Source organism: Poseidonocella sp. HB161398, from assembly GCF_005870025.1.
Taxonomy (GTDB): Bacteria; Pseudomonadota; Alphaproteobacteria; order Rhodobacterales; family Rhodobacteraceae; genus Mangrovicoccus.
In genome coordinates this window covers 136,396-157,002 of sequence record NZ_VATA01000007.1, presented here as the reverse complement: position 1 = coordinate 157,002, position 20,607 = coordinate 136,396, and the positions used below count along the sequence as shown (strand labels likewise).

Sequence of the window (20,607 nt, the reverse complement as noted above, 5' to 3'; positions counted from 1 at the left end):
CCGGCTTGGAGTTGCGAGCCGGGGGCGGCCTGGGCCGCGCCCCGGGACGGGCGGCACGCTCAGCGCGTCCGGCCGGACCATTCGACGGCGGAGGCGAAATTGGCCTTGTCGACCAGCCCCATGCCGCCTGTGTCCATCTCCGAGGGGAAGAGCCCGTATTTCACCGCCAGCGCCGCCTGGGTCACCGCGTAGTAGCCCTGGCTGTAGGGCTGCTGGTCGACCGCCGCGGTCAGCACGCCGTCGCGGATATCGGCGAGGATCGATTCCGAGATGTCGAAGCCGCCCGCCGGGATGTCGAGCCCGGCATCGCGGATCGCCTGTCCGGCCTGGCTGGTCGGCGTCTGGCCGAGCCCGATCACCGCCTTGGTGTCGGGATGGCCCAGCAGGTACTGGGTCATCAGGTTCAGCGCCGTGCCATGGTCATTGGTGGTGGCCAGCATCTCGGTGGTGGCGCCGACCTCCTCCATCGCCTGCGCCACGCCCCGGTGGCGCAGCACCGCATAGGTGCCCTCGGGCGCCTCGACCGGGGTGAAGACCAGGTCGCCCTCGCCCAGCCCGTGCTCGGCGATCATCCGCTGGCCCAGCACATAGCCCGCCGAGACGAAATCCTGCCCCATGAAGGCCAGCCGGCAGGTGCCCTCACGGCCCTGGCTGTCGTCGATATTCATGCTGACGACGACGATGCCGGCCTCTGCGGCGCGGCACAGGATGCCGTCATAGGCATCGTCATCGGCGATCCCCAGCGCGATCGCGTCGACGCCGTTGGCGATGGCGGTCTCCAGGATGTTCGAGGTGACGACCGGGTCCTCCTCGCCGAACTGGATGTCGATCCGCACTCCCTGGTCCTCGGCGGCGTCCTCGGCCCCGGCATTGACCGGCCCGAAGAACGGGTTCGAGGATTGCGACCAGTGCAGCACGAGAATGTCGATCCCGCTCCAGTCGTTGTCGCTGTCTGCGGCCATGGCGGGTCCGGCCATGGCGATCGCGGCCGACAGCGAAATGCCGGCCAGCATGTCCCTGATGGTCATGCGCTCCTCCCTGATGTCGAGTATGCATCGCGGCCGGTTCGTCCCGGCCGTCCTGTGCGGCTCTGCCCGCGGCTCCTTCCGCGGACCGGGCGCTGTTCCGCCCGCCTTCCGGGATCGCACGGAATGTTCTTCCGGTCAAAATGTTGCAATTACCATTGCCAATAATCCCTCAAAATCGCTCAGTCCCGTGCGCCCCGCAGATGACGGATCCCTCATTGGGCCATGCTGCAAACGCGAAAACGGCCCGGCAGGCGCGCCCGCCGGAGGGCTGGCAAACAGGCTGCCATTGCTGCCGGTTCGGCGGGGTCGCGCGCACGCCGCGCCTCCGGGGCCATGCACGCGCCACAAGGCGGGGTTGCGCGCGTCCCGGGTTGCTGCGCCGCAGCGCCACCACTAGGTTAGCGCTACCGAATTCAACGGTTTCCCGCGGTTCCTCCTCCTCCCTGAACCCCGGGATTTGAGCGGCGGCCCGTCCTCCTCCCTGGGCCGCCGCTCTATCTTCTCCCTCCATCCCGGCCGCCGGACATCCGCGCCTCCGGCCACGTCCCGGTCCCCGCAGACGGCGGCCCGGACCTGCAGGCTGGCCCGATCCGGCTGCGGCCGGGACTCTGTCCTGCGGGCGGCCGAGTCGGGCCCTTGCTGCCACCGGGCGGAGCGTCCGGCAGAGCGGAATTATTTCCATAATGTCGCTTATCGAAAACGGGAAAGGCAGTTCGGGTACATTCTATCCTGGCTTGCGACATCTCCACTATTCTTCGGGAAAACAGGAGATTGCCCGATGGCGCATGTCGAGCTCGGCCACCGGGAACGCCGGATCATCCAGACGCTTTCCGGCCAGAGCATGCGCATGGCCGGGCTCGCGCAGCAGGTCAGCCGCCACCGCTCCACGATCTGCCGCGACCTCAAGCGGAACTGCTGCCGCTTCGAGGCCGAGCACGAGCTGAACGGATGCTACGGCTCGATCGCCCATGGCTTTGCCGCCGATCCCGGCCTCGCTCTCCGCGAGGAACTCGCCAAGCCAACCTGACCCGGAACCGGTGTCGCGACTTGCGGTGGCCGACGACTTCACCTGGTCTCGAAATGCGCCGACCCTGCCCCGGACAGCGTCACCTAGTCCTGTCCGCCGGAGGCCGCCATTGCCGAGCAGAGAAGATCGTCCTCGGTCGCGTGGCGATACGCCGCCGTGAAGCGCCGGTCCTTCCCGCCATGGCTGGCTTGCCAGCCCGGCAGTGTCTTGCCGACCCGGATCCAGGATCGGCAGCGTCGCTCTCTAGGAGCGCCCGCGCCCTCCCTGGCCGCGCTCGGGCGGCGGAAACATTGCCGCTGGGCCAGCTGGTCCACTTGGCAGCGCTCGATACGCTCTATGTAGAGGCCGGTGCGGCTCCTGACGCGACCGGACACGAGCTGGGTGTTGCCGGGGATTGGCGCGAATGAAAGTCGCCGCACATTCGCAGCTCAAGCGCGGTCTTGCTGCCCGCGCGCACCCGCTGGTCCAGCGTCGTTTCAAGACGGCGGCGCAATTCCGCTTCGAACGGCGCCCGGTCCCGATCGCGCGGCCTCGTGGCGCTCGACCAGCGCTTTGGCACAGGCAAAGGCGCCGCTGCTGAAGCAGATGGAGGGTTTGCGGATACCCATGGGTCCCGGCCCCGGCGCGCTACTTCGACGGAATGAAATGAAGCCGAGTCGCGGACGGGGTCGGCGGACAATCCGAAATCCCGGAACCGAGCGAACAGGCAATGCGGGCGCGAAGCTTCGCGGACCAACTCTCGCGCCTGTGCTCGTCCTGGCTGCCTGATGCGAGTGAAGGTATTTCCCTCCGGCCATTCGCCGGGCCGGTCCATCCGGCGAAGAGCGCAGTTTCCGGCTGGCGGCAATCTGGTCCTGCCCGGCGCCTGGCTCGGCCATCGCCTCCCGGTCCGGCCGTACTTCGGGCCGGGCTGCGGGGCTGCGGAGGCACCGAAACCAGCCGCTCGGGACTTGCCGCAGACGTCGCCGGCCAGCGCCAGCCGGTGGCGCAAGACTGCAGCGCGGGGATAGCCCGCACCTGTGGCAAGCGGAGGTGTTCGGGGAGTTCGCCGGGGCCTGTCCGGCGAGGCTCTCGGAACCGGCCCGGACGGCAGGCCCTGCGACGGTCCGTGTCAACCTGGCGGGCACCTGTCCTGCCGGTCGCAAGCGCTGCCTGACGCATGCCACCGGCACTCGACCATCAAGGGGAGGTCCGGAAGACAGATCGCGAAGGACACGGGGAATGTCCGCTTTCCAGAGGCACAGGCGGCGGCTCACATCCCTCATCGGTGCGCGCCGTGGCGTCTCTGCCAGATGGTCATTGCCGCGGACCGGCGCCGGGGCGAGACCCGCGGACCCTTCGCCGAGCTCCGGGAAGAGGTGGCCAAGGGCCGTCGCGGGGTCCGGACTGACCTTCGGCCGTCCGGAATGCGATGCCCGGGACATGTCACTGGATTCAGGGGGCTCCGGGGCCAGACACCGTTGCGCAGGTAAGCTGCCGTCGCAGGAAGGCAAGACCGCAGACCCGGGTTCAGAGGGCGGCTGTCAGGCCCTCGACGCAGCCGCAGGACCAGACGTGGTCCGGGCGCTCCGGCCGGAGGCGGACGCATGACATGCAGGCCTTCGCGGTGCCACAGGTGCCACGGTCGCTTGAACTTCAGCCAGGGCCGTATTTTCTTCGGCTGGCTTGCGCGCATGTCGCACTTCGCCGGGGATGCGATCTCGCGGATCGCGTCCTGGTCCTCTTCGGTCCCGCCGCCAGATGCATTCGGCCCGCTTTGCGTTCGCTGCCCGCCCGGTTTCCCGGATGAGAGCGGCGTTGCGTCGGTGCCCATGTGGCCCGCGCTTGCGGGTCAGCGCGGTGATGTCTGCCGTCCGCTCATCCTGGGCGGCACCTCCGCGGGATGGCCAGGGCTGTCCGAGGATGCAGCAGGACCGTCGTTCCGAAACCTGCAGCATGGTCCGGACCAGATCGTTGCAGGCACGGTGGCAGTCGGGGCGCAGTGGCGCGCCCGTTCAGCGCTGAAGCGGCCCGCCGGACCGGTTCCGGGAGGCGCACATCCCGCGAGGCGCTCGCGCGGTCGGTCGCACCGTGGCAGCCTCTTCCGACAAGGTGCGCCGGCCGGCTGGCCGATGCCGCGATTACCCCCTCGGGAGCCGTCGGGGGCGCTCATGACGCGGCCAATGGACTGGCCGAACCTTTTTGGGGCCTGTTCAAGCCCGTGGTCTTCCAGAAGCGCGGCGCCCGCCAGATGGCCAGGGACGTCGCGTGAAAAACGTGTTCTGGGCGGACTGGCCGTCTGGCGGGTGCCGCGAGCCGGGGCCGGCGGCCGATGCCGCGAAGCCGGCAGCGCCGCGGGCGAGATGGCGCGCGGCGCTGAACCAAGCGCTCTCCGGGAAAGCCGGGCAGTTCAACCCGCGCGGGAACTTGGTGGTCGGCCATAGGGCTGCAAGGGCCCCCGTGACGAAAAGTTCGCGCAGGCTGCGCGGCTTGTGCCCCTGCGCCGGCTGCTGCCATTGTCCTCAGACCAGTGAACCGCGTCAGAGCGGCGTCTTCAGCGGCTCCCCTCTAACTGTTTTCCGGCCAGGCGGACCGATGCGATCCATCTGGGCCCCGGCCGACCGGAACAGCTTCATCATCCGCCTCCAGAGGAGACCCGAAAGGATCCACGGGTGCCTCTCCCCGACCCACGTGCGGATATGCGAAACCCGGAGGCAGGTCACAACTTCGAATTGACATGCAGTCGGCCTTGCATGGCCAGGGTTGCGGGTGGCATGATCGGAGGCACCTGCCCAATGCTTCCGGCGCCTCGGTTGCGTCTCTCGACATGGCAGGTGATCGGGCAGCCGCGGCGCCTCCGTCACAGGAGGATAGAATGGCCATTTCATCCCGTCTCAAGCATCATCTCGATGCAAGGCGCCTGCCCTACGACATGCTTGCCCACGCCTATTCCGCAACTTCCAGCGGAACGGCCGCGAGCGCTCATATTCCCGGTGACCATCTCGCCAAGTCCATCCTGATCCACTCGGAGAGGACGCCCATCCTCGCGGTGGTTCCAAGTTGCCACATGGTCGATCTGCACCGGCTTCAGGTGATGCTGGAAAGCCGTCTCGGGCTCGCCGGCGAACATGAACTGGCGGAGGTGTTCGACGATTGCGATTTCGGCGCAGCGCCGCCGGTGGGCGACGCCTACGGCATCCCGACGGTGCTCGACCGGGAGATGTACGGGCTGGACGAAATATGGTTCGAGGCCGGCGATCACCGTTCGCTCGTCCACATGAAGGGCCATCACTTCGACCGGCTGATGGGCAGTGCGAAGCTCGGGTCCTTCTGCTGCAATTGAGGTCCCGAGCCGCGCTCCATCGCCGTATCCCGTCGGGTCCGCCCGCAGCGTCGGCAAGGCATCGACTGCGCAAGATGGGGCGGACGCCCTGCTGATGGTCCTCGGGCTCCGGCCCGGGTCGTCCATCGGGACATGAGCCGCGCGAAGGCTGGCCTGCCCCGCCGACGCGCCAGCCCGTCTGGACGTTTCTCCGTCCCGGCACTTGCCGGGAGCGGTCGCGCGATCCGCGCGCTGGCCGGCCCTGCGACGCTGATGTCCCCGGCCAGGATCGCTTCGATCGATATCGGGCCCCTTCAGATCCCCCCTTTTCCGAGGCAGGGTCCCGCCCCCGCCAACAGCCGGCCGCGGCGGCTGGCCACCGGGCGGGTCGCGGGCATGGCAGGAGCTTGCCGCCTGGCCGGGACTTGCGCCGGGACGGAGGCCCCGCGGCGGCAAGAGAGGCGGCCATCGCCTCCGCGCGCCGAGGATGCGTGATCCGCTCCGGGCCGGCCGCGTCGACGGGCATGCAGCCAAGCGCGCCGGGACCCGCATCTTCGCGGCCCGGTCATTGCCGCCACACAGCAAGCAGGCAGGCTGGCCCTCTCCTTGGCGCAGGGGGCGCGGCCTCTGGGCCATTTCAACTGCCGGGCCGGTCTCGGCGGAGGCGCAGCGGGGCGGGCACCGCGCGACATGGCCGCCGCTGGCGTCCGTCCGTGCAACAGCGCGCCCGGCTTCCGCCAACTGGGCTGCGCCTGCCCGGACGACGTCGCGCGCGGCGCCGGCCATGTCTTCGGAACGGCTGCGGTCCACGACCTCTTCCAGCTGCACCCCATGGCCGATCTGCGCGCTGGCATGGTGGTCGGCATCATCTTCGCGCCTCGGACACGGCGATGTCCGGAGACCTCTCGCGCGACGGGTCCGATCGCAGCGGAGGCTGCCGCCGGGTGCTCATGCGACAGGGGCGCGTTCAGCCCGGCCTCGGCTGAAACGGGCAGGTCCGTGTCTTGCTGCAGCAGATGCACGCCACGAACCGCGGCAGTGCCGGTGCTCCTGGCGGGCCGGAAAACGGGTGCGCCGGCGAGATCGTCACGAGCTCCGCTATCGTGGATGAGGGGCCGACGCGATCGCAGAGCGGTACCGCATCGTCCCTCGCGAGAAATGTCGGCGCGACCCGGGAAATGCCGCCGGGAAGCAGACCGGTTTTGTCGCCGGCGAGGGCCGGTACGGCAAGGCCAGCCTCCGGCAAGGCGAAGCTCCGCCCGGAACAGCCCGCATGTCCGTTCGCCGAGAAGCCGCCGTTGGACGGTCTCGACGGCGCAGCCTTCGCGCTTTGCCCTCAAGCCCGGAAAATGACGGCGGTTCATCTTCGGGTCCAAGGTCGGGCCCAATCGTGCCGCCACTTGCAGCCGCAGGCATATCGCCTGGCAAATGCGGGTCTGGTGCGTCGGGATGGCCGGTCGGATCCGGTCTGGCACAGGACGGAGCCGATAGCCCGGCCTCTTCCGCGGGAACCGTGGCGAAAGCCCGGCATGCGGGCCCCGCGCAAGGTAGGGTCCTGCCATCTTCGCGCGGCAGCGCCCGATGACTATTCCCGCAACGCGGAAGATCGGCTGTGCCGGGTCGCCATGCACCCGGGCGCCCCATGCCGTCATGCGCTCGGCAACCGCCCGGACATTTCCCGATTGCCTCTCCCGCCAGCGGAAACGCGGTGGCCGGGGACATCGGCCGAATGGCACGTGCCGCGACCGGGTCCGGCGACTGGCGGGAGGCCGCATATCGGCACCGTGCCGTGGGCAGCGATCCCGGCTCCGGGGCATTGCCCCGGACGTCGATCGAAATGGCTTTGGCGCGACCCGGAAATGGGCGGAAGCGGGCTGCCGACCCGGCCGCCTGCGGCGAGGGCAAGGCTCCGGACTGGCACGTCCTCCTCGGGCGATGGCAATGCAGCGGCGATCGGAGCGGTTCCGGCCAGCGAAGAGGCCCTCTCCGGCCGGGGATGGCACCAGCCCGGCGACGGGATCGAGGGCAGGTCCGGCGCCCGGTCCGGAGACAGGAGCGAAGAGGACGGCAGCTGCAGACGCCGTCCTTCGGGCGATTGCCGGGTCTTGCCCGCTTGTGTTGCGGCCGTCGGTGCCGAGAGGCTTCGCGAGGACGGCGGCAGCGCTTTCCGAGGCTCCGGATGGACCGCATCGCCATCCTGCGCGCATCGGGTCTGCCGGACCGGACAGGACCCGAACGACAGGCCCCGAACGACAGGCGCTGCATCTTCAGACCTGGTTGCAGCCCTTCCAGGAACCGCGTGCCAATACGCCCTTCGCCGCCGCGCGCGGGCAACGCCATGCAAGCTCACGTTTTTTTGACGCCCGCTAATTCCGATTAATTCAATCGGATTTTGACAAGGCACCATCCCGCCCTCTAGATGCCGCCAGACCGAAACCAAGACCGCTGTCTTTGCCGCGACATTCCCAGCCCGGGCCGCCCGCCCGGACATGCCACGACAGAGCCGAGGAGACACGGGATGCTCGCACCATTTCTCATCATGCTGCGCGAAGGGCTGGAAGCCGCCCTGATCGTCGGGATCATCGCCGGATACCTGCGCCAGACCGGCCGCCGCGACTGGCTGCCCGCCATCTGGATCGGCGTCTTCCTGGCCCTGGCCGCCGCGCTTTTCGCCGGGGCCGCGCTGCAGCTGGCCAGCACCGGATTCCCGCAGAAGGCGCAGGAGCTCTTCGAGGCGGCGATCGGCCTTCTCGCTGTTGCCGTGCTGATGTCGATGGTCTTCTGGATGCGCCGCGCCGCGCGCTCGATGCGCGCCGACCTGCAGGCCTCGATCGACACGGCGCTCGGCGCGGGCCGCATGGCGACGCTGGCGCTGATCGGCATGGTCTTCTTCGCGGTGGCGCGCGAGGGGCTCGAATCCGTGTTCTTCCTGCTCGCCATCCTGCAGCAGAGCCAGGACGCGCTGGCGCCGCTGGGCGCGCTGCTCGGGCTCGCCCTCTCCGCCCTGGCGGGCTGGGCGATCTATGCGGGCGCCCTGCGCATCGACCTGGCGCGGTTCTTCCGCTGGACCGGCGTCTTCCTGATCTTCGTCGCCGCGGGCCTGCTGGCGGGCTCGGTCAAGGCGCTGCACGAGGCCGGGCTCTGGAACGGGCTGCAGGGCGTCGTGTGGGATCTTAGCGCGGAACTGCCGGAATCGGGGCCGCTCGGCACCGTGCTCGGCGGGCTCCTCGGCTATCGCGACACGCCGGTCCTGGGCGAGGTGATCGCCTATGTCGGCTTCCTGGTCCTGGCGCTCTGGGCCTTCCTGCGCCCGCCTGCCCGCCAAGGGCTGCGCCGGGGCGGCGCCGCGATCGAGGGGCGGAACTGACATGGCCCGGACGAACCGCACGCTGCTCAATCTCTGCGTGGCCGGATCCGCGCTTCTCGCGGCCGCGGGCGGCGGGGCCTTCTGGTACGCGGTGCAGCAGACCGCGGACCGGCCCGCCGCCGCCGCCACCCGGGTCACGGTCAGCGCCGGGGCCTGCACGCCGAACACGCTGACTCTGCCGGGCGGGACCCGCCGGTTCGAGATCGTCAACGCCTCGGACCGGCCGATCGAATGGGAAATCCTCGATGGCGTTATGGTCGTGGCCGAGCGCGAGAACATCGCGCCGGGCTTCCACCAGCAGATGGAGGTGCCGCTCCAGCCCGGCGACTACGACATCACCTGCGGCCTCTTGTCGAACCCGCGCGGGCATCTGCATGTCACCGTCTCCGAGGAGGCGAGCGCCGCCGCGGCGAACGTCACGCTGAAGGATTTCCTCGGCCCGCTCTCGGAATACCGCGTCTACCTGGTGCTCGAGAGCCGCAAGGCGGTGCAGGCGGCCGAGGCGCTGCGCGCGGCGATCGCGGCGAACGACCTGCCCGCGGCGCAGGCGGCCTGGCGCGCGGCGCGACTGCCCTACCGCCATGTCGAGCCGCTGGCCTACCGGCTTTCGGATCTGGAGAACGCCATCGACCCCTCCGCCGCCTATCTGGCCGGGCGCGAGGCCGATCCGGGCTTCACCGGCTACCACCGGATCGAATACGGCCTCTTCGCCGAAGAGAGCACCCAGGGGCTCGCCCCCGCCGCCGACCAGTTGGTGGCCGATCTGGAGACCCTGGGCGCGCGGCTGAAGGAAATGACGCTGACGCCGGAGCTGCTGATGTCGCTGCCGGGGGCGATGGCCGGACAGCTGGCCGAGGCGCAGATCCCGGCGGGCGAGGACGCCTATGCCGGGGACGACCTGCCGGAATTCGCCGCCAGCCTCGAGGGCATCCGCAAGATCGCCGGGCTGCTCGGGCCGATGCTCGAAGGCGCCGATCCGGCGCTCGGGACCGAGATCGGCGATGCGCTCGGCCGGGCCGAGGCGGGGCTGGCCAAGCTTCGCGGCGCCGATGGCGGCTATCCCCCCTATGGCAGCGTCCCGCAGGAGGCGCGCGACGCGCTGGCCCGGGACATGGCCGCGCTGCAGGCGGGGTTCGACAGGATTGAACCGGCAATCGGGATGAATTGAGATGAGCAAGGCAGATCACGGGGGCCGCGGCTGCCCCTTCGGGCCCAGCCGCCGCAGCGTGCTTCTGGGACTGGGCGCGGGCGGGATCGGCGCGATGGCCGCGCAGGCCGGGACCGCCGCGGCGCCACAGGTCAATGACGCCCCCGATGCCTCGGCCGAGGCGGCCGCGCGCCGCGTGCCCTATCTGGGCCGCCACCAGGCCGGGATCGTCACGCCCCGCCCCGAGGCCGGGCTGGTCGCCGCCTTCGACGTGGTCGCCTTCAGCCCCGACGAGGTCGAGCGGATGCTGAAGACCCTGACGGAGCGGATCGCCTTCCTGACCCAGGGCGGCGAGGTGCCCGGCCGCGACCCGCGCCTGCCGCCGGCGGATTCGGGCATGCTCGGCCCGGTCGTCTCCCCCGACAGCCTGACCGTCACCGTCGGGCTCGGCCGCTCCTTCTTCGACGGGCGCGACTGGCTTTCGGGGCTCGCGCCGGTGCATCTCGCGCGGATGGCCGAATTCCCCAATGACGCGCTCGATCCGGCGATGTGCCATGGCGACCTGTCGATCCAGTTCTGCGCCGGCCTGCCCGACACGAACATCCACGCCCTGCGCGACATCGTGAAATCGCTGTCGGAATTCCTGGTGCTGCGCTGGACGATGGAGGGCAGCGTGCCGCCGGTCGTGCCCGCCCCGTCGGGCGAGACCCAGTCGGCGCGCAACTTCCTGGGCTTCCGCGACGGCTCGGCCAATCCCGACTCGAACGACGCCGCGGCGATGGACCGGCTGGTCTGGACCCACGCCGCCGGCGAGCCGGGCTGGGCGCAGGGCGGCAGCTACCAGGCGGTGCGGCTGATCCGCAACTTCGTCGAGCGCTGGGACCGCTCCGCGCTTGCCGAGCAGGAGGCGATCTTCGGCCGCCGCAAGGTCTCGGGCGCGCCGCTCGACGGCGGAGAGGCCGCCACCGAGCGCGACGTGCCGGACTATGCCGCCGATCCCGACGGGCTGGCGACGCCGCTCGACTCGCATATCCGCCGCGCCAATCCGCGCAGCAAGGGCAGCGAAGCGAACCTGATCCTGCGCCGCCCCTTCAACTATTCCCGCGGCGTCAGCGCCAATGGGCAGCTCGACCAGGGGCTCCTGTTCATCTGCTACCAGGCCGATCTCGAGGCGGGGTTCATCACCGTCCAGACCCGGCTGAACGGCGAGCCGCTCGAGGAATATCTCAAACCGTTCGGAGGGGGGTATTTCTTCGTCCTTCCGGGCATCCGCGACGCCGGGGACCATCTCGGCGCCACCCTGCTAGACGCCGTCCGCCACGCCTGAGTGCCAGCCAGCCCGGCCCATCCGAAGGAGAAGAAGAATGACCGGCAACTTCCTGAAGACCACTGTGCTGGCCGCGGGACTCGCGGGCTGGGGCCTCTCCGCCCTGGCCGCCTCGCCCTCGCTGGAACTCGTCGCGCCGCTGGCCGACTACAAGATCTACGTCGCCGAGAACACCGCGCAGCTCGTCGCCGACACGACCGGCCTGGTCGACGCGATCAAGGCGGGCGATGTCGAGGGCGCCAAGGCGCTTTTCGCCGCCACCCGCACCAGCTACGAGAAGATCGAGCCGATCGCCGAGCTCTTCGCCGATCTCGATGTCTCGATCGACGCGCGGGCCGATGACTACGAGAAGGGCGAGGCGGATCCCGCCTTCACCGGCTTCCACCGGATCGAGTACGGGCTCTGGGTCGAGGGCTCGACCGACGGGATCCAGGACTATGCCGACGGTCTGCTGGCCGATGTCACCGATCTCGACAGCCGCATCGCCGCGCTGACCTTCCCGCCGGATGCCGTCGTCGGCGGCGCCGCCGCGCTGATGGAAGAGGTCGCGGCGACCAAGATCTCGGGCGAGGAAGACCGCTACAGCCGCACCGACCTGTGGGATTTCGACGCCAATTTCGCCGGCGCCAAGGAGATCTACGAGCTGCTGAAGCCGCTCCTGGCCGAGGGCGACAGCGCCTTCACCGCCAAGGTCGACGGCAATTTCGGCACGGTCGAGGAGGTGCTGGCCAAGTACCGCACCGAGGATGGCGGCTTCGCCTCCTACGAAGAGCTCTCGGGCAGCGACCGCGCGCTCCTCTCGGCCAAGGTCAACACGCTGGCCGAGGATCTCTCGACCCTCGAGGCGAAGCTCGGCCTCGGCTGAGCTGGAAGGGCGCCGGGACGGGCGGTCCGCCCGTTCCGGCCCTTGACTGGCGCGCCTTTCAAACCCGGCACGGAGGGCGCCGCCTGATCCTGTCCGCCGGGGCGGCTCAGCCGCCTGCCCCGGCGCATTCCGCCTCGATCCAGGCGGCGAAGCGCGCCATCGCGGCGGTCTGCGGCCGGTCCGAGGGCCAGGTCAGGTGGTACCCCCCGGCATCGACCTCGGCGGCGAAGGGCCGGACCAGCCGCCCGGCTCCGATCTGGCGGGCGAACATCGCCACCGGCAGGAGCGCCGCCCCCGCCCCCTCCGCGGCCAGTTCCGCCAGGGCGACCGAGGAATCGAAGACCGGGCCGGTGACCGGCGGGCACGGCGTCCCGGCGGCCTCGAACCAGCCCGGCCATTCGGCGCTGCGGTAGCTGCGCAAGAGCACGACCCGCCCCAGATCGGCAGGCTGCGACAGCCCGGCCGCCAGCTCCGGCGCGCAGAGCACCGAGAGCGGCGTCTCGGCCAGCGGGACGGACTCGCTGCCGGTCCAGGCGCCGCTGCCGAAGCGGATCGCCATGTCGAGCCCCTCGCGCAGGATCTCCACCCGGTTGTTGTTGGTCGAGATCCGCAGGTCGATCTCGGGATGGGCGCGCTGGAACCCCGCCAGCCGCGGCATCAGCCAGCCGAGCGCGAAGGTCGTGTTGACCCCCACTTTCAGGATCTCGGCATCGCGGCGGCCGCTGATCCGGTCGAGGCTGCGCGAGATCGCGTCGAAGCCGTGCTCCAGCACCGGAAACAGCAGCCGCCCCTCGTCGGTGGGCACCAGCCCGGCCGAGGTCCGCAGGAAGAGTGCCGCGCCCAGCAGATCCTCGAGCCGCGCGATCTGGTGGCTGACCGCCGCCTGGGTGACGCGCAGCTCGGCCGCGGCTTTGGTGAAGCTGCCCTGGCGCAGCGCCACCTCGAAGGTGCGCAGCGCGTTTAGGGGAAGATCCGGTCGGTCCATGGGTATGAATTCTTCTAATGGGTGGCCATAAGATTTGTCGTTTGATGGGCCATTTCAAGGGGATCTATAGTTCCCGCATGACATCAGCTGATGTTCTGCCGGGACGACCCGGCCAGCCCTCACGGAGGATCCCGACATGACTGCCCGTCCCTTCTCCCTGCCGCGCCTCGCGGCAGGGCTCGCCCTCGGCCTGTCCCTTGCCGTCCCCGCCCTGGCCGAAGATCCGGGCGCCCGGCTCGGCGCCACCCTCGCCTCGCTGGAGGAGCGGCTCGGCGCCCGCGCCGGCGTCGTGCTCGTCGATACCGCCACCGGCCGCCGCTGGGGCTACCGCGCGCAGGAGCGCTTCGCGATGAACAGCACGGTCAAGGTGCCGGTCTGCGGCGCGATCCTCGAGCGGGCCGAGCATGGCAGCCTGGCGCTCGACGACGTCCTGCCGGTGCCCGAAGAGGAAATCCTCGACTATGCGCCGGTGACGGAAAAGGCGGCGGGCGGCGGCATGGCGATCGGCGATCTCTGCCTCGCCGCGCTCGACATGAGCGACAACACCGCCGCCAACCTGCTGATCGACCGGCTCGGCGGGCCGCAGGCGGTGTCCGCCTTCCTGCGCGCGCTCGGCGATCCGGTCAGCCGTCTGGACCGGCGCGAGCCCGCGCTGAACGACGTCCCGCCGGGCGAGCTGCAGGACACGACGACCCCGGCGGCGATGGCGGCGAGCCTGCAGGCGCTCTTCCTCGGCGACGCGCTCTCGCCCGCCTCCCGCGCGCAGCTTGCCGGCTGGATGAGCCATGGCGGCGTGACCGGCGCGCTCGTCAGGGCCGAGGCGCCGGCGGGCTGGCAGATCGCCGACAAGTCGGGCGCCGGGGCGCAGACCCGCAACCTCGTGGCGCTCGTCACGCCTCCGGGCCGCGATCCCTGGGTGCTGGCGATGTATCTCGAGGCGCCGGGCCGCGACTTCGCCACCCGCAACGCGGCGCTGCGCGAGATCGGCGCGGCGGCGCTCGGGGTGATCGCGGGGCGGTGAATGGCGCGGCGGCGGTTTCCGTGGCTCCGGGATGTCGTAGGGCGGGGCTCCGCCGCGGGCGCGCCGCGCCTGCCCTGCAGGCGCAGGGCCCGGCCGAACCGGGTGGCTTGCGCCGGGGCAGGCGTCGACCGGCCGCGCCGGGGCTTTCCAACCTTGGCAGAGGTGACTGAACGGGAATGCATTTGGCATGGCGCGAGCGACGTCGAAGCGCCGTCTGGCCGCCCTTGCGGGCTGGCTGTCCCCGGCGTCCTTGCCGTCCTCCGCCTGGGCCTGCCCGAGGGCATGGCGGCCGACAATGGCCGGATCGGGGCGACCGAGGTCGGCATCTCGCCGCTCTCGGCCGGGCGGATCTCAGCGCGGGAGGGCCAGTACGTCGAGGCCGGGGACGCGCTGGTGCGGATGACTCCCGGCCAGCTCGAGGGGCAGCTGCGCCGGGCCGAGATCGGCGTTGTCACCGCGCAGAGCCGCGTGCCCCGGGCCCGGGCCGAGCTTCACGCGCCCTGAGCCGAAGTGGCGCGCGCCCGCGCCGGGCTGACCGCCACCGGGCGGCGCCTGGCACGCTCGCGGTCAGCCCGACCGTCTCGCAGCAGGAACTGGAGGAAAGTATTTCCGCCGCTAGACAGGCCGCCGCCGAAGCGCAGCTGGCGGCCGCCGAGGCCGGGGCCAGCGCCGCGGCGGCCGCCCAGGTCGATGCCGCCGCCGCCGAGATCGAGGCGATCCAGGTCTCGCTCGAGGATGGCGTTCCGGTGGTGCCGGTCGACGGGCGGGTGCAGTATCTCGTCGCCCGGGAGGGCAAGGTCGTCGGCGCGGGCAGCCGTTTCCTGATGCTGGTGCCGCTGAGCGACGTCTGCATGACCTTCGTCCTCGCCGCCGCCGAGACCGGCCGGATGCAGCTTGGCGGCGAGGTTCGCCAGGTGCTCGAAGCCGCGCCGCATTGCGCCATTCCCGCGGCCGTCACCTTCATTGCCGATGTCGCGCAATTCACCCCGGGCAGCGTCGAGACGCAGCAGGAGCGGGTCAAGCTGATGTTTCGCGTCTGCCTCCGCGCCCGCATCCCGCCCGAGCTGCCGGAGCGGTACGGCGCCGATATGAAGACCGGCCTGCCCGGCATGGCCTATCTGCGGCTCGAGCCCGGGCTCGACTGGCCGGCCGTGGCGACCAGTTCGCCCCCCTGCGCCGCTGACCGGGGAGTGACCGGGCGATAGACGCGATCCTGCGGGCCCGGGACCTGACCCGGCGCCATGGCCGCAAGCCGGCGCTCGACCGTCTGAGCCTGGAAATCCCGGCCGGGCGCATGGCCGGGCCGGTCGCCCCTGATCTCGCGGGTCTCCGGCGCGCTGGCGCTGCAGGAGGAGCGGCTCGGGGTGACGGGCCGCGGCATCTCCGATCCGGCGGCGCGGCGCGGGATGGCTCCGTCCATCGCCGTCATGCCGCGGGGGCTGGCCGCAACCTCTGCCCGACGCTCGGTAAGCTCTTACCCGGTTGCGACACCGGTTCGGGTTCAGATTAGCCTGGCGAGTTGCTCGCGGAAAGCCTCGGCCGGGGTCCGGTGGCCAAGGCACTTCCTCGGCCATGACCGGGCCGGGCGCGGCCGCGGGATCCTCCGCCTGCTGGGCGCAACCGGCAAGCTGCCCTTTCTCGACCGGCCCGCGGGCGAGCTCTCGGGCGGGATGAAGCAGAAGCTCGGCCCGTGCTGCGCACTGATCCTCGACGCGCCGGCCACCGACGTCGATCCGCTGTCGCGGCGGCGGTTCCGGGACCTGATCGGCCGCATCCGCGCCGAGCGGCCGGGGATGAACGTGCCGGTCTCGACCGCCCGCATGGAAAAGGCCGCGGGCTTTGACTTGCTGGTGGCGATGTCGGCGGTGCGGGTACCGGCCGAGCTGCTGAACCGCACCGGGCAGCGCGATCTCGACCGGGCCTTCGTCGCGCTGCTCGCGGCCGCGACCGGCGCCGGGACCGCCCCGCCGGCATGGCCGGGACCGCCGTCAAGGCGAAGGGGCGACCCGCCTCTTCGGCAGCTTCCACCGCGGTCGGGAATGTCGGCTTCCGCATCGAGCGCGGCGAGATCCACGGCTTCCTCGGCTGGAATGGCTGCGGCACGACCGGGACGATGAAGATGCCGACGGGGCTGCTGGAGCCCGGCGAGGGCGGGACCCGGCTCTTCGGCAAGTTCGACCCCGCAGACATGGAGGCGCGCCGCCGCGCCGGTTTCATGACCCCGGCCTTCCCGCTCTATTCCATGCTGTCCAAGCGGCAGAACCTGGAGCTGCAGGCCCGGCTCTTCGGCATCGCCGAGGCGGGGATCGCACGCGGGTGGCGGAGATGGCGGCGCGCTGATGGCGACAGCCGCTGGCGCTGGCGGTCGCGGTGATCCACCGGCCCGAGATCCTGATCCCGGACGAGCCGGCCCCGGGCGTCGATCCGGTCGCTCGCGACGGGGTCCGGCGCCTCCTCGGCGAGCTCTTGCGGCGGGACGGGGGACGATCTTCGTCTCGACCCATTTCATGAACGAGGCCGCGCCCTGCGACCGCATCTCGCTGATGCCTGCCGGGCGGGTTCTGGGTCCGCGACTCCGCCGCCGCGCTGAAGCAGGCGAAGGCGCGGCGCGGCTGGAGGAGGCCGTCATCGCCTATCTCGAGGAGGCGGCCGGCCCGGCGGCGCCGTCCTGCTGGCGGAGCCCGGATCCGCGGCGCCCGCGCCCGGCCGCGGCTTCACGCCGGCGAGGATCAGGATCTGTGCGCTTCTCGAGGCGCTGCAGCTGATGCGCGACCATGGCGCTGGCCGGGACGCTGCTGCTCCTGGCGGTGACCGCCTATGGCACGAGCATGGATGCGGAGGACCCTTCCTTTGCCGTGCTCGACCGCGACCAGACCGCCGCCAGCCTCAGCCTGGTCCCCGGCATCGCGGGCCCGGCCCATTTCACCGAGGCGCCGCCGCTGGCCGAGCATGCCGATCTGGACCGGCGGATGCGCGACGCGGCGCCCGGCCCGGCAATCGAGCTCCCGCCGGATTTCGCCCGCGACCAGGCGCGTGGCCGCCGCGTCGAGATCGGCGCCTGGATCGACGGCGCGCCCCCTCGCTGGCCGAAACGGTGCAGGGCCATGCAAAGGAGCGCGCGCGGATGGCCGGCAGCAGCGCGGCGGCCGGCTTCCCGCTGGACACCCGCTTCCGCTGCAACCCCAATATCGACCGCATCGTCGCGATGGCCCCAGGCGCGATCACCAGTTTCTACCTGACGCCGGTGACGCGGGCCGGGTTTCTCTTCGGCAAGGAGCTGCGTTGTGCCCTCCTGGCGCTGGCGAATTTCTTCATCCTGCCGGCGGTCACGGTCCTCGGCTTCGGCGCGCTGGCGGCGGGGCTCTGCGTGCCGACCGTCACCGGGATCCGGCTCGGGATCTCCTCCGTCCTCCCGAGCCGGATCGCGGCGATCTTCGCTACGGTGCTGCCGAGCATGGTGCCCGCCTCGCTTTTCTCGGGGCTGACCGATCCGGTCTCGGCGCTCGACGGCGGGGCGCGGGCGATCTGCGAGCTGCTGCCGGCCACGCATGTCATCACTATCGCGGGGCCCCTATTCCAGGAGGCTCGGCCTTGCCGATCTGGGCAGCGCATTCCTGACCCTCGCGCTGGCCCTGCCGGTGCTGGCGGCGGGGCTCTTGCGGCTGCGCAAGCGGGAGCGCCAGGCGATGAAGCGGCGCCATGTCTGGCTTCTCTGGGTGAAGAAACGGCGCGGGCCCGGCCGCGACACCGCGCAGTTCCTTCATGCTGTCGATCTGCATGCCGGCCTCGGCCTTCGCCATGTCGCCCAACCGCGCCGCCATCGGCATCGTGGACGAGGACCGCTCGCAGCTTTCCGTGCGGCGGGGCCAGGCCCTCTACGCGCCCAATTCCCTCGAGCGGAGGAGATGGACGCGCCGATGGAGACCGGGCGAGGCACCTTCGCGCTGGCCATCCCGCCCTCCTTCGAGCGCGACCTGCCGACCGGGCGCAGCCCCGGAATGCAGCTGAATGTCGACGCCATCCGGTCGAGCCAGGCCGTCAACGGCGCGGGCCATATCGGCCAGATCGCCTCGGCCGAGATCGCCGAATTTCTGGCTGGGCACCGCGGCACGGAGGAGGCCGGTCCCGTGCCGGGGCTGCGCAACCGCCTCAACCCGGCCCGGTTCGGTACCGTCAGCCAGGTGATCGACAACATCTCCATGCTCTCGATCACCCTCGTCGGCGCAGCGCTGATCCCCGGCAAGGAGCATGGCGCGGTGGAGCACTCCTCGTCATGCCAGTCAGCGGGGTGGAGATTCTGCTGCCGAAGGTCTGCCCGATGGGCGCGGTGGTCTTCGCCGCCGCCATGGCCGGCCTGCACGCCGTCACCGGCATGCTGCTCGGCGGCTCTGTCTGGCTCTTCGCGGCGGCCGCGGCGCTGATGCCCTTCGCCACCACCTCGCTCGGGCTCTCCCCGGCGACGGTGGCGGGCTCGGTGCCGCATTTCGGCCCTCTCCCGATGCTCCTGCTTTTGCTCCTGCAGATGCTCTCGGACGGCATGGCCCCGCGCGAGAACAGGCCCGAGGCGATCCAGGCGGTGATGCCAACTGCGCCGAACATCCATTTCGTCATCCTCTCGCAGGCGATCGGGTTCCGCGGCGCGGGGCTGGCGACGGTCTGGCCGCCACTTGCCGCGCTGGCCGCGATCGGAGGCGCGCTGTTCCTACCGACGCTGCGGCAGTTCCGCAGGTTCCTGCGCTGATCCCCCGTGCCGCCATGCCGCGGTCCGGGGCGGAGTGCTTGGAATCACGACAAATCTGCATATCTTGGTTCCGAAGGCGGCGGACCGGTCCGCGGGCCTTCCAGAAGAGAAGGACTATCCGCGTGAAGACGATTCTGCTTGGCTCCGATCTTTCCCTGCGCTCCGAGCGCGCCCGGCGGCGGGCGGAGCGTCTCGCCGCGGCCCATGGCGCGAAGCTCGTCGTCTGCACCGTCGTCGATGACGACCTGCCGAAGCAGATGTCGGGCGCGATCATGGAAGAGGCGCGCGAGGAGCTGTCGCGCCAGTCCGCGGGTGGCTGCGAGACCGAGATCCGCGTCGAGATCGGCGAACCGGTGGAGAAGCTCGCCCAGGTGATCGAGGAGGTCCAGCCCGACCTCGTCGTCATGGGCGTCCACCGCGCGCGGCCGATCTGGGACATGTATGCCGGCACCACGGTAGAGCGGATCGTGCGCGCCACCCCCCGCCCTGTGCTGCTGGTCAGCCAGGCGGTCGAGGACGACTATGCCCGGGTGCTCTGCGGCGTCGACCTCTCCCACAGCTGCGCGGCCGCGGCCCGCTGGGCGGCGGCGCTGGCACCCGCGGCCGAGTTCCGCAGCTTCCACGCGCTGCATGTGCCCTTCCGCGGCTGGATCGCGCCGGGCGGGCGGCCCGAGGCGGTGGCGCCCTTCCTCGCCGAGGCGCGCGAGCGGATCGCGGAATGGTGGGCGGAGGAGGAGCTGCCCGCACAGCTGCCGGTGCCCGAGCCCGAGGCAGCCGCGGTCTCCGAGGCTTTCCTGCGGGCGCGCGAGGCGCAGGCGCCGGATCTGATCGCGGTGGGCGCCCATGCCCGCGGCCTGTTCGCCCCGACGATCCTCGGCAGCTTCACCGAGACCCTGATCCGCAACGCCCCGAGCGACATCCTGATCGTCCGCGCCTGAGGCCGCAGCGGCGCGTCCCCGGCCTGCCATGGCGCCGCGGAACGCTGCCGGCTCCGGGGCGCCTCCGCGCGGGCGGAGGGCGCCTTGCCGTGCCGTGGTTCGGCGGCCGCGATCCGTCCGTCCAGACGGGGCTCCGCAGGTTTCGGGCAGCGCGCAGCCCCCTTTTCTGGACGCGCTGCGCGTTGCCCGAGACCTGCAGAACGGGCTGGCCGGCGCGAGCCGGACCGCGCCGGGATCGGCGGTCCGGGCTCTGCTGCCGATCCGGCCGCCCGTGCAACCTCCTAGGCCGCGGTGGACGCCGCCATCCCCCCCGCGGCACGCCCTGCCGGGAGCCGGGTAGCGACGGCCCGGGCCGGTCGGGTGCCCCGCCGGGTCACGGTCCGGTTCTTCGGCGCGGGCGTCCATCCGGACGGTCCGCATCCACGTCTGCTGCATGCCGTCAGCCATTGCCGGCCGGGATGTGACGCCGGGCGCGCGCCCCTCGCCGAAGTGCTGCGGCCGGGGTTGTCGGCTGCGGCCGTGCCGAATTCCGCATCGGCAGAGGGGGCGTCGATTTCAGTCCAGCCCTCGGCCCCGGGCTCCGGGGGTTGCCGCCTTCCCGCGATAATCGTCCGGGGCCCTGCGCCGGGCGCCAGCCACTCTCCGGGATGCCGTGGAATGGGCTGACTGTGGTGGCCGGGCCGGCCCGCGCTTTGGCGGTTCGGCGCTGAACTCGATCCGGGGCTGTCCGCCCGCGGAGACAAGGTGCGCCATCAGCCATCGTCGGCCGGGATGCAACGCCGGGCGTGTGCAGGAAGCGGAAAAGCGGCGGACTGGGCTGGCCGCTGCGGCCTTTCCGAACCATGAATCCGCAGACGGGC

18 protein-coding genes are annotated in these 20,607 nt (G+C 71.2%); 14 read left to right on the top strand and 4 right to left on the bottom strand.

Annotation, left to right across the window (positions count from 1 at the left end):
• Positions 1 to 59 precede the first annotated feature (59 nt).
• Entirely contained in the window at positions 60 to 1,028 is a 969-nt protein-coding gene (locus FGX59_RS08265) for a substrate-binding domain-containing protein (RefSeq protein WP_138466050.1), read from the bottom strand.
• Between the two features lie 778 nt (positions 1,029 to 1,806).
• Here FGX59_RS08265 and FGX59_RS08260 point away from each other — a divergent pair.
• The 6 genes from FGX59_RS08260 to efeO (FGX59_RS08235) all read left to right on the top strand — a co-directional run bounded on the left by FGX59_RS08260 (position 1,807) and on the right by efeO (FGX59_RS08235) (position 12,062).
• Complete coding sequence (locus tag FGX59_RS08260) at positions 1,807 to 2,055, top strand: hypothetical protein (protein ID WP_138466049.1); 249 nt, start codon at positions 1,807 to 1,809, stop codon at positions 2,053 to 2,055.
• Between the two features lie 2,854 nt (positions 2,056 to 4,909).
• A complete protein-coding gene (locus tag FGX59_RS08255; RefSeq protein ID WP_138466048.1) occupies positions 4,910 to 5,377 on the top strand; it encodes an aminoacyl-tRNA deacylase in 468 nt (155 codons plus the stop codon).
• 2,497 nt (positions 5,378 to 7,874) lie between these two features.
• Entirely contained in the window at positions 7,875 to 8,723 is an 849-nt protein-coding gene (gene efeU / locus FGX59_RS08250; protein ID WP_138466047.1) for an iron uptake transporter permease EfeU, read from the top strand.
• A gap of 1 nt (position 8,724) precedes the next feature.
• The gene (gene efeO / locus FGX59_RS08245; protein WP_138466046.1) at positions 8,725 to 9,891 is read left to right on the top strand and encodes an iron uptake system protein EfeO; all 1,167 of its coding nucleotides are present in this window, start codon (positions 8,725 to 8,727) and stop codon (positions 9,889 to 9,891) included.
• Position 9,892: 1 nt separating this feature from the next.
• Positions 9,893 to 11,197, top strand: a complete 1,305-nt coding sequence (efeB, locus tag FGX59_RS08240; RefSeq protein WP_138466045.1) for an iron uptake transporter deferrochelatase/peroxidase subunit — start codon at positions 9,893 to 9,895, stop codon at positions 11,195 to 11,197.
• A 37-nt stretch (positions 11,198 to 11,234) separates the two neighbouring features.
• Positions 11,235 to 12,062, top strand: coding sequence for an iron uptake system protein EfeO (efeO, locus tag FGX59_RS08235; protein ID WP_138466044.1), 828 nt, complete (start codon positions 11,235 to 11,237; stop codon positions 12,060 to 12,062).
• A gap of 106 nt (positions 12,063 to 12,168) precedes the next feature.
• On the opposite strand, the gene FGX59_RS08230 is transcribed toward efeO (FGX59_RS08235), so the two are convergent.
• Positions 12,169 to 13,047, bottom strand: coding sequence for a LysR family transcriptional regulator (locus tag FGX59_RS08230; RefSeq protein ID WP_138466043.1), 879 nt, complete (start codon positions 13,045 to 13,047; stop codon positions 12,169 to 12,171).
• A 136-nt stretch (positions 13,048 to 13,183) separates the two neighbouring features.
• Here FGX59_RS08230 and bla point away from each other — a divergent pair, with 136 nt between their 5' ends.
• The 6 genes from bla (at position 13,184) to FGX59_RS38120 (ending at position 17,307) form a co-directional block, all read left to right on the top strand.
• Positions 13,184 to 14,068, top strand: a complete 885-nt coding sequence (bla, locus tag FGX59_RS08225; RefSeq protein WP_138466042.1) for a class A beta-lactamase — start codon at positions 13,184 to 13,186, stop codon at positions 14,066 to 14,068.
• 282 nt (positions 14,069 to 14,350) lie between these two features.
• Positions 14,351 to 14,572, top strand: a complete 222-nt coding sequence (locus FGX59_RS38140) for a biotin/lipoyl-binding protein (RefSeq protein ID WP_206078321.1) — start codon at positions 14,351 to 14,353, stop codon at positions 14,570 to 14,572.
• Positions 14,573 to 14,814: 242 nt separating this feature from the next.
• Entirely contained in the window at positions 14,815 to 15,273 is a 459-nt protein-coding gene (locus FGX59_RS38135) for an HlyD family efflux transporter periplasmic adaptor subunit (RefSeq protein ID WP_206078320.1), read from the top strand.
• 465 nt (positions 15,274 to 15,738) lie between these two features.
• The gene (locus FGX59_RS38130) at positions 15,739 to 16,185 is read left to right on the top strand and encodes a hypothetical protein (protein ID WP_206078319.1); all 447 of its coding nucleotides are present in this window, start codon (positions 15,739 to 15,741) and stop codon (positions 16,183 to 16,185) included.
• Positions 16,122 to 16,442: a hypothetical protein gene (locus FGX59_RS38125; RefSeq protein WP_370295888.1), complete on the top strand. Its 321-nt coding sequence runs from the start codon at positions 16,122 to 16,124 to the stop codon at positions 16,440 to 16,442. Before FGX59_RS38130 ends, FGX59_RS38125 begins: the two co-directional genes overlap by 64 nt.
• 400 nt (positions 16,443 to 16,842) lie before the next feature.
• Positions 16,843 to 17,307, top strand: coding sequence for a hypothetical protein (locus FGX59_RS38120; protein WP_206078317.1), 465 nt, complete (start codon positions 16,843 to 16,845; stop codon positions 17,305 to 17,307).
• On the opposite strand, the gene FGX59_RS38115 is transcribed toward FGX59_RS38120, so the two are convergent.
• Together FGX59_RS38115 and FGX59_RS38630 are read right to left on the bottom strand one after the other, a co-directional pair.
• On the bottom strand, positions 17,300 to 17,614 hold the full coding sequence (locus FGX59_RS38115) for a hypothetical protein (RefSeq protein ID WP_206078316.1): 315 nt from the start codon (positions 17,612 to 17,614) through the stop codon (positions 17,300 to 17,302). The two genes, FGX59_RS38120 and FGX59_RS38115, sit on opposite strands and share 8 nt — an antisense overlap.
• An 11-nt stretch (positions 17,615 to 17,625) precedes the next feature.
• Positions 17,626 to 17,868: a hypothetical protein gene (locus FGX59_RS38630; RefSeq protein WP_240722321.1), complete on the bottom strand. Its 243-nt coding sequence runs from the start codon at positions 17,866 to 17,868 to the stop codon at positions 17,626 to 17,628.
• 473 nt (positions 17,869 to 18,341) lie between these two features.
• On the opposite strand from FGX59_RS38630, the gene FGX59_RS38625 reads away from it, so the two are divergent.
• Positions 18,342 to 18,809 (top strand): hypothetical protein, encoded by a 468-nt coding sequence (locus tag FGX59_RS38625; protein WP_240722319.1) that lies wholly within the window; start codon positions 18,342 to 18,344, stop codon positions 18,807 to 18,809.
• Positions 18,810 to 18,931: 122 nt separating this feature from the next.
• Positions 18,932 to 19,747 carry a universal stress protein gene (locus tag FGX59_RS08205; RefSeq protein ID WP_171060561.1) on the top strand — a complete coding sequence of 272 codons (816 nt, stop codon included), beginning with the start codon at positions 18,932 to 18,934 and terminating at the stop codon, positions 19,745 to 19,747.
• Positions 19,748 to 20,607 lie beyond the last annotated feature (860 nt).

Coding starts and splice junctions, on each gene's coding strand:
- FGX59_RS08265 (WP_138466050.1), bottom strand. CDS start 1,028: ATGACCATCAGGGACATGCTGGCCGGCATTTCGCTGTCGGCCGCGATC.
- FGX59_RS08260 (WP_138466049.1), top strand. CDS start 1,807: ATGGCGCATGTCGAGCTCGGCCACCGGGAACGCCGGATCATCCAGACG.
- FGX59_RS08255 (WP_138466048.1), top strand. CDS start 4,910: ATGGCCATTTCATCCCGTCTCAAGCATCATCTCGATGCAAGGCGCCTG.
- efeU (WP_138466047.1), top strand. CDS start 7,875: ATGCTCGCACCATTTCTCATCATGCTGCGCGAAGGGCTGGAAGCCGCC.
- efeO (WP_138466046.1), top strand. CDS start 8,725: ATGGCCCGGACGAACCGCACGCTGCTCAATCTCTGCGTGGCCGGATCC.
- efeB (WP_138466045.1), top strand. CDS start 9,893: ATGAGCAAGGCAGATCACGGGGGCCGCGGCTGCCCCTTCGGGCCCAGC.
- efeO (WP_138466044.1), top strand. CDS start 11,235: ATGACCGGCAACTTCCTGAAGACCACTGTGCTGGCCGCGGGACTCGCG.
- FGX59_RS08230 (WP_138466043.1), bottom strand. CDS start 13,047: ATGGACCGACCGGATCTTCCCCTAAACGCGCTGCGCACCTTCGAGGTG.
- bla (WP_138466042.1), top strand. CDS start 13,184: ATGACTGCCCGTCCCTTCTCCCTGCCGCGCCTCGCGGCAGGGCTCGCC.
- FGX59_RS38140 (WP_206078321.1), top strand. CDS start 14,351: ATGGCGGCCGACAATGGCCGGATCGGGGCGACCGAGGTCGGCATCTCG.
- FGX59_RS38130 (WP_206078319.1), top strand. CDS start 15,739: ATGAAGCAGAAGCTCGGCCCGTGCTGCGCACTGATCCTCGACGCGCCG.
- FGX59_RS38120 (WP_206078317.1), top strand. CDS start 16,843: ATGGCGCTGGCCGGGACGCTGCTGCTCCTGGCGGTGACCGCCTATGGC.
- FGX59_RS38630 (WP_240722321.1), bottom strand. CDS start 17,868: ATGGCGAAGGCCGAGGCCGGCATGCAGATCGACAGCATGAAGGAACTG.
- FGX59_RS38625 (WP_240722319.1), top strand. CDS start 18,342: ATGCCAGTCAGCGGGGTGGAGATTCTGCTGCCGAAGGTCTGCCCGATG.